The sequence below is a fragment of the Sphingopyxis sp. SCN 67-31 genome (assembly GCF_001725095.1).
Window position 1 is genome coordinate 1 of record NZ_MEFH01000186.1, and the last position, 6,394, is coordinate 6,394.

9 protein-coding genes are annotated in these 6,394 nt (G+C 64.3%); 6 read left to right on the plus strand and 3 right to left on the minus strand.

All coding sequences use genetic code 11. The annotated features are described in order from the left end of the window. From aroA to ABS88_RS23370, 6 genes are all read left to right on the plus strand, one after another. On the plus strand, positions 1-1,289 hold a 1,289-nt coding region (aroA, locus tag ABS88_RS23345; protein WP_286750736.1), incomplete at its 5' end, for a 3-phosphoshikimate 1-carboxyvinyltransferase. Then, positions 1,286-1,942 (plus strand): hypothetical protein, encoded by a 657-nt coding sequence (locus ABS88_RS23350; protein ID WP_286750737.1) that lies wholly within the window; start codon positions 1,286-1,288, stop codon positions 1,940-1,942. The genes aroA and ABS88_RS23350, both read left to right, overlap by 4 nt. Further along, the gene (locus ABS88_RS23355) at positions 1,939-2,214 is read left to right on the plus strand and encodes a CBU_0592 family membrane protein (RefSeq protein ID WP_286750738.1); all 276 of its coding nucleotides are present in this window, start codon (positions 1,939-1,941) and stop codon (positions 2,212-2,214) included. The genes ABS88_RS23350 and ABS88_RS23355 overlap by 4 nt, the downstream gene beginning before the upstream one ends. Beyond that, positions 2,211-2,840, plus strand: a complete 630-nt coding sequence (locus tag ABS88_RS23360; RefSeq protein ID WP_286750739.1) for a (d)CMP kinase — start codon at positions 2,211-2,213, stop codon at positions 2,838-2,840. Before ABS88_RS23355 ends, ABS88_RS23360 begins: the two co-directional genes overlap by 4 nt. Before the next feature lie 293 nt (positions 2,841-3,133). Then, complete coding sequence (rpsA, locus tag ABS88_RS23365; protein ID WP_003044206.1) at positions 3,134-4,846, plus strand: 30S ribosomal protein S1; 1,713 nt, start codon at positions 3,134-3,136, stop codon at positions 4,844-4,846. Between the two features lie 199 nt (positions 4,847-5,045). Continuing rightward, entirely contained in the window at positions 5,046-5,324 is a 279-nt protein-coding gene (locus ABS88_RS23370) for an integration host factor subunit beta (RefSeq protein ID WP_003044209.1), read from the plus strand. An 86-nt stretch (positions 5,325-5,410) separates the two neighbouring features. On the opposite strand, the gene ABS88_RS23375 is transcribed toward ABS88_RS23370, so the two are convergent. The 3 genes from ABS88_RS23375 to ABS88_RS23385 all read right to left on the minus strand — a co-directional run. Next, positions 5,411-5,746 carry a hypothetical protein gene (locus ABS88_RS23375; protein WP_286750740.1) on the minus strand — a complete coding sequence of 112 codons (336 nt, stop codon included), beginning with the start codon at positions 5,744-5,746 and terminating at the stop codon, positions 5,411-5,413. Next, positions 5,703-6,062, minus strand: coding sequence for a hypothetical protein (locus tag ABS88_RS23380; RefSeq protein ID WP_286750741.1), 360 nt, complete (start codon positions 6,060-6,062; stop codon positions 5,703-5,705). The genes ABS88_RS23375 and ABS88_RS23380 overlap by 44 nt, the downstream gene beginning before the upstream one ends. Before the next feature lie 44 nt (positions 6,063-6,106). After that, on the minus strand, positions 6,107-6,394 hold a 288-nt coding region (locus tag ABS88_RS23385), incomplete at its 5' end, for an ABC transporter permease (RefSeq protein ID WP_286750742.1).

Genomic DNA, 6,394 nt, shown 5'->3' on the forward strand with positions numbered 1-6,394 from the left:
CCGCTCCGCTTAAAGGTAGGATCGCGATTCCCGGCGACAAGAGCATTTCGCATCGCGCCTTGATGTTGTCGGCGCTCGCGGTCGGCACCAGCCGCGTGAGCGGGCTGCTTGAGGGGCATGATGTCCTCGCCACCGCCGCGGCCATGCGCGCGATGGGCGCGAGCATCGACCGTACCGGCGCGGGCGAATGGGTGATCGACGGCGTCGGCGTCGGCGGCCTGCTCCAGCCACGCGAAGCGCTCGACATGGGCAACAGCGGCACCTCGACGCGCCTGCTGATGGGCCTTGTTTCCAGCCATCCGATCACGACCACTTTCGTCGGCGATGCCAGCCTGTCGGGGCGCCCGATGGGGCGCGTCATCGATCCGTTGTCGCAGATGGGCGCTGACATCTCGGCCTCGCCGGGTGGCCGCCTTCCCTTGATGGTGCGCGGCCTCGCGCCCGCGGTGCCGATCGAATATCGGCTTCCGGTCGCCTCGGCGCAGGTCAAGTCGGCGATCCTGCTCGCCGGCCTCAATACGCCGGGAATCACCACCGTGATCGAACCCGTGCCGACGCGCGACCATAGCGAACGGATGCTCAAGGGCTTCGGCGCCACGCTGGACGTCGAAGTAGAACCCGACGGCACCCGCTGGATTTCGGTGATGGGCGAAGCCGAATTGCAGCCGCAGACAATCGTCGTTCCGGGCGACCCCTCGTCGGCCGCCTTCTTTATCGTCGCGGCGCTGCTCGTCCCCGGATCGGACGTCACCATTGCCAATGTCGGGCTCAACCCGACCCGCGCCGGCCTGGTCGAGGTATTGACGGCAATGGGCGGGGATATCGACCTGCTCGATGCGCGCGAAGTCGGCGGCGAGCCCGTCGCCGACCTGCGCGTCCGCCACAGCCTGCTCCGCGGCATCGCGGTCGATCCGGCAGTCGCGCCGAGCATGATCGACGAATATCCGATTCTCTTCGTCGCCGCCGCGCTTGCCGAGGGGGCGACGGTGACGACCGGCCTCGACGAGCTGCGCGTCAAGGAAAGTGACCGGCTGTCGGTCATGGCCGCGGGCCTCGCGGCGATCGGCGTGCGGGTCGAGGAGAGCGAGGACGGCCTCGTCATCCACGGCACCGGCGGTGACCCGCTGCCCGGCGGCGCGACCATCGCCGGCCACCTCGACCACCGCATCTGCATGAGCTTCGCCATCGCGGGCCTCGTCAGCAAGGCCCCCGTGACGATCGACGATATGGCACCGGTCGCAACGAGCTTTCCCAATTTCGAGGCGTTGCTGGAGGGCCTGCAGCGATGAACCGTCGTCCCATCCTGTCCATCGCGGCCCCGATCGCGCTCCTCAGTCTGAGTGCCGGCGCGGCTGGCGCGCAACAGGGCGCCATCCTTCCGACAACCGCCGACACGGCGGGCGCCTTTGCCGATACAACGCGCGCGCCGGACCCGACGGCATCGGTCACCAGCGCGACGTGCGACGGCGACGTCGAATATTGTCCGAGCAGTGCGCAGCTTCGGGTCGACCGGAGCTTTTCCGATTATCCGATCGATAGCCGTGCGGCAGACGCCGGCAGCGGACTTCGGCCGATCGACGACGAGCCCTGCATCCCCGACGAGGGCTGCGAACGGCGCGACGCCGCCGGTGTGCGTCATTTTCTGTACGGAGACGGCGCCGACGACCTCCGTGTCATGATCAAGACGGTGGAGGCAAGCGAGTTCGAAGGGCGACCGATCGGCGCGCTCGATATCGGGACGGCGCGCGACCAGTCCGAGGTGATGGCCCGGGTTCGCCGCTTTCTGCCCGATGTGGCGTTCGACTGCGACCCGTCGCTCGTGTCGGGAAACGTCGGCCCCGTCGAATGCGGCGCGACGCTCAACCCCGGCTGGGTCGAAATCGGCTTCGACCACGATGGCCGGCTGCTCCGCGTGCGATTTGACGGTTATCAGTTCATATGAGCGCCTATATCTCCTCCTTTGCCGCGAACGCGATCGGCATCATCGGCAGCATCCTGTTCATCGCTGCATTCGCCTATGCGAACATCGCCAAGAGGCTGGACCAGCTGCTGTTCAATGCGGTGAACCTTGTCGGCGCGATTTTGCTGCTGATCTCGCTGTCGGTTCATTTCAACTTGGCGGCGTTTCTGCTCGAAGCGGCTTGGGCGCTGATCGCTTCCTGGGGCTTGCTGCGCGCCCTCCGCGCGCGCCGTACCCGCGGTGATTCGGCATGATTATCGCGGTCGACGGCCCTACTGCGTCGGGCAAGGGCACCATCGCCAAGGCGCTTGCCGAGCATTTTGGCCTCCCCGTGCTCGATACCGGGCTGCTCTATCGCGCTGTGGGCTATCAGACGCAGCTCAATCATGGCGATCCGGACAAGACGGCCGACGCCCTCGTCGCCTGCGATTTTCCGGACGCCTTGCTCGACGATCCCGCGCTTCGCTACGAAAGCACGGGCAGCCTCGCCAGCCGCGCGTCGGTGCATCCTGCGGTGCGCAAGGCGCTGTTCCAGCGGCAGGTCGATTTCGCCAACCAGCCTGGCGGCGCCGTGCTCGACGGGCGCGATATCGGCACCGTGATTGCGCCGCACGCCGACGCCAAGCTGTTCGTCACGGCGAGTGCCGAGGAACGCGCTCGCCGCCGCCATGCCGAGATGCTGGGGCGCGGGGTCGAAATCGGCTATGACGCGGTGCTCGCCGATGTTCGCGCTCGCGATGCCCGCGACACGGGCCGTGCCGACGCCCCCCTGCTCCGTGCCGACGATGCGATGCTGCTCGACACCTCGGCGATGGACCGCGATGCCGCGATCGCCGCCGCCATCGCCTTCGTCACCGAACGGACAAAGGCGCGCGGCTGACAGGAGCCCGCGGCCGATAGGGCTTTTCGCCTTGCCGAAAGCCGCGTTCGCGACTATACGCGCGCCGTCCGACGGGCCTTGTGGCCGGTCGAGGCACGGACGAACCGCCGCTCCATATCGAGCGTCGGGCGTGATGGGTTATTCCCGTCGCGCCCTTTTTGCTTTGCCCGTGCTTCTGCCGCCAACCGGTCCCGAGGATGTTCTGCTTTGCATCCGGCGGGCAGGACGGATCGGCCACAAGACCAGCGGAACCAACCGCTTGGCCGGAACAAATGAAGTAAGGAAGAACCCATATGGCCTCTACGGCTTTTCCGTCGCGCGACGATTTCGCCGCGATGCTCGACGAATCGCTGGGTGGTGCTGATGGCGGCTTTGAAGGCCGCGTCGTCAAGGGCACCGTGACCGCGATCGAAAATGACCTGGCAGTGATCGACATCGGCCTGAAGAGCGAGGGCCGCGTGCCGCTTCGCGAATTCGCGATGCCCGGCCAGAAGGCCGACCTCAACGTCGGCGACGAAGTCGAAGTCTATGTCGACCGCGTCGAAAACGCCAATGGCGAAACCATGCTGTCGCGCGACCGCGCTCGCCGCGAAGCCGCCTGGGACCGCCTGGAAGAAGAATTCAACAAGGAAGCCCGCGTCGAAGGCGTTATCTTCGGCCGCGTCAAGGGCGGCTTCACCGTCGACCTTGGCGGCGCCGTGGCGTTCCTTCCCGGCAGCCAGGTCGACATCCGCCCCGTGCGCGACGTCGGCCCGCTCATGGACCTGCCGCAGCCGTTCCAGATCCTCAAGATGGATCGCCGCCGCGGCAATATCGTCGTGTCGCGCCGCGCCATCCTTGAAGAAACGCGCGCCGAACAGCGTTCGGGCCTGATCCAGAACCTCGAAGAAGGCCAGATCATCGAAGGCGCGGTCAAGAACATCACCGATTATGGTGCGTTCGTCGACCTCGGCGGTATCGACGGCCTGCTCCATGTCACCGACATGAGCTACAAGCGCGTCAACCACCCGAGCGAAGTCATCAACATCGGTGACACGGTCAAGGTGCAGATCATCCGCATCAATCGCGACACGCAGCGCATCAGCCTCGGCATGAAGCAGCTCGAAAGCGATCCGTGGGAAGGCGTCGCCGCCAAGTACCCGGTCGGCGCGAAGCTCACCGGTACGGTCACGAACATCACCGACTATGGCGCGTTCGTCGAACTCGAACCCGGCATCGAAGGCCTGGTCCACGTCAGCGAAATGTCGTGGGTCAAGAAGAACGTCCACCCCGGCAAGATCGTTTCGACGAGCCAGGAAGTCGACGTCATCGTCCTCGAAGTCGACAGCGACAAGCGCCGCATCTCGCTTGGCCTCAAGCAGGCCCAGTCGAACCCCTGGGGTGCCTTCGCCGAAGCGCATCCGGTTGGCTCGGTTGTCGAAGGCGAAGTCAAGAACGCGACCGAATTCGGTCTGTTCGTCGGCCTTCCGGGCGACGTCGACGGCATGGTTCACATGTCGGACATCGCGTGGGGCATCTCGGGCGAAGAAGCACTGCACCTCCACCGCAAGGGCGAGAATGTGCAGGTCGTCGTTCTCGACGTCGACGTCGAGAAGGAACGCATCAGCCTCGGCATCAAGCAGCTTGAAAAGGGTGCTCCGGCCGTCGGCGGCGGCGTCGCCGCTTCGGGCTCGCTGAAGAAGAACGATGTCGTCACCGTCTCGGTCCTCGAAGTCCGCGACAACGGCCTCGAAGTCCAGGCCGGCGAAGATGGCGCCACCGGCTTCATCAAGCGCGCCGACCTCGGCCGCGACCGCGACGAACAGCGTCCCGAACGCTATCAGGTCGGTCAGAAGTTCGACGCGATGGTCACCGGCTTCGATCGTTCGAAGAAGCCCAGCTTCTCGGTCAAGGCGATGCAGATCGCCGAAGAAAAGGAAGCCGTCGCACAATATGGTTCGTCGGATTCGGGTGCGTCGCTCGGCGACATCCTCGGCGAAGCGCTGAAGGCCGGCAAGAAGGATTAATCCTTCCCCGCTTTTACGGCGAAACAAAAGGCCCGCAGAGTGTCCCTCTGCGGGCCTTTTTCTTTCAGCGATATGTTTTGAAAGAACCCTGAATCATGATAGGTTCCATGCCGCGTTGGGAGGGGTCCTCACGCTGTGGAACCGGCAAAGACCGGATGGCCTGCGCCCGTGGGGCGCGCGTGATAACTAGGGGAAGCTGATGATCCGGTCGGAACTGGTTCAAATGATCGCGAGTGAAAACAGCGATTTGCGCCTCGAAGAGGTGGAACGCATCATCGATGAATTCTTCGATGCTATCGTCGAGCAGCTTGCGGCGGGGGGCCGCGTCGAGCTGCGCGGCTTCGGCGCCTTCTCGACCCGCGAACGCGAGTCGCGCACCGGGCGCAATCCGCGCACCGGCGCGCCGGTCGCGGTAAGCGCCAAGAGCGTGCCCTATTTCAAGCCGGGCAAGGAAATGCGCGAGCGGCTGAACGGCTGAACGGCCAAGCCAAAGCCAGCCGCAGAAAAGACCGGTTTCGCGGGATTTTTCTGCGGCCTTCCTGTCAATCAACGGAGCGCGGGGGCTCAATGCTTGCGCCGCGCTTCCTGCTTGCCGACATCCCGACAATGCGCACTCCCATATGCTTCCTGATATGGTTGCCCAAAGCAGGCGATCAATCCATCGACCACATCGAGATTCTGCGGCCAAGACGGCGGGACACTGACCTGCGATCGATCAAGTGTATCGAAACCCGGCGGCATGGGCGAGTTGGCAAGACGGTCCCGCGCCTCCTTCAGCGCATCCATGTCTCCCTCCAGAAACGCGATCGTTGCCAAGACATATTGGTTCCAAGGCAGCGCGTAGTCGGTCCAGCCTTCAAAGCCCTCGGGGCCCTTCTCCGGCTTGATCGACTGGCGCATCAGGCGAGTGGCCTGCGAAACCGCGGAGCTGCGCCTCGTGCCATTTGAAGGAAGGCAGCTGCCACTGTCGCACCAATGTTTCTCGGTGACTTTCGATATATAATGCGATCGCATCAGCGGCGGCAGCTTGGCATCCGTCTCGATTGGCGAGCTCTCGCCAACCGGCCTTGTCATCCTGATCGAACATATTCGGATCAAGTTGCAGTATGGCGTTTCGGTCATAGGCACACGCCGCGCGTTCTTCGGCCTCTACGTCGGCTGTTGTAGGAACGAGGAAGAACGCCAAACCTGCCAACAGAATCTTTGGAGTTTTCATCTCCGCTTACTCCTTAGCGATCTTGACGCTCGCCATGCACGCCCTCAGTTCTTGAGCCGGTAGCCCGTGCGGAACATCCAGAAGATCAGGCCGAGGCACAGCGCCAGAAAGAGCGCCACCGCGCCCATGCTGACCTCGATCGCCACGTCGCCCTGTCCGAAAAAGGTCCAGCGAAAGCCGCTGATCAGATAGACGACGGGATTGAACAGCGTCACCGCGCGCCACGCGGCCGGCAGCATGTCGAGCGAATAGAAGGCGCCGCCCAGGAAGGTCAACGGATAGACGACGAGCAGCGGGATCACCTGCAGCTGTTCAAAGCTCTGCGCCCAGAT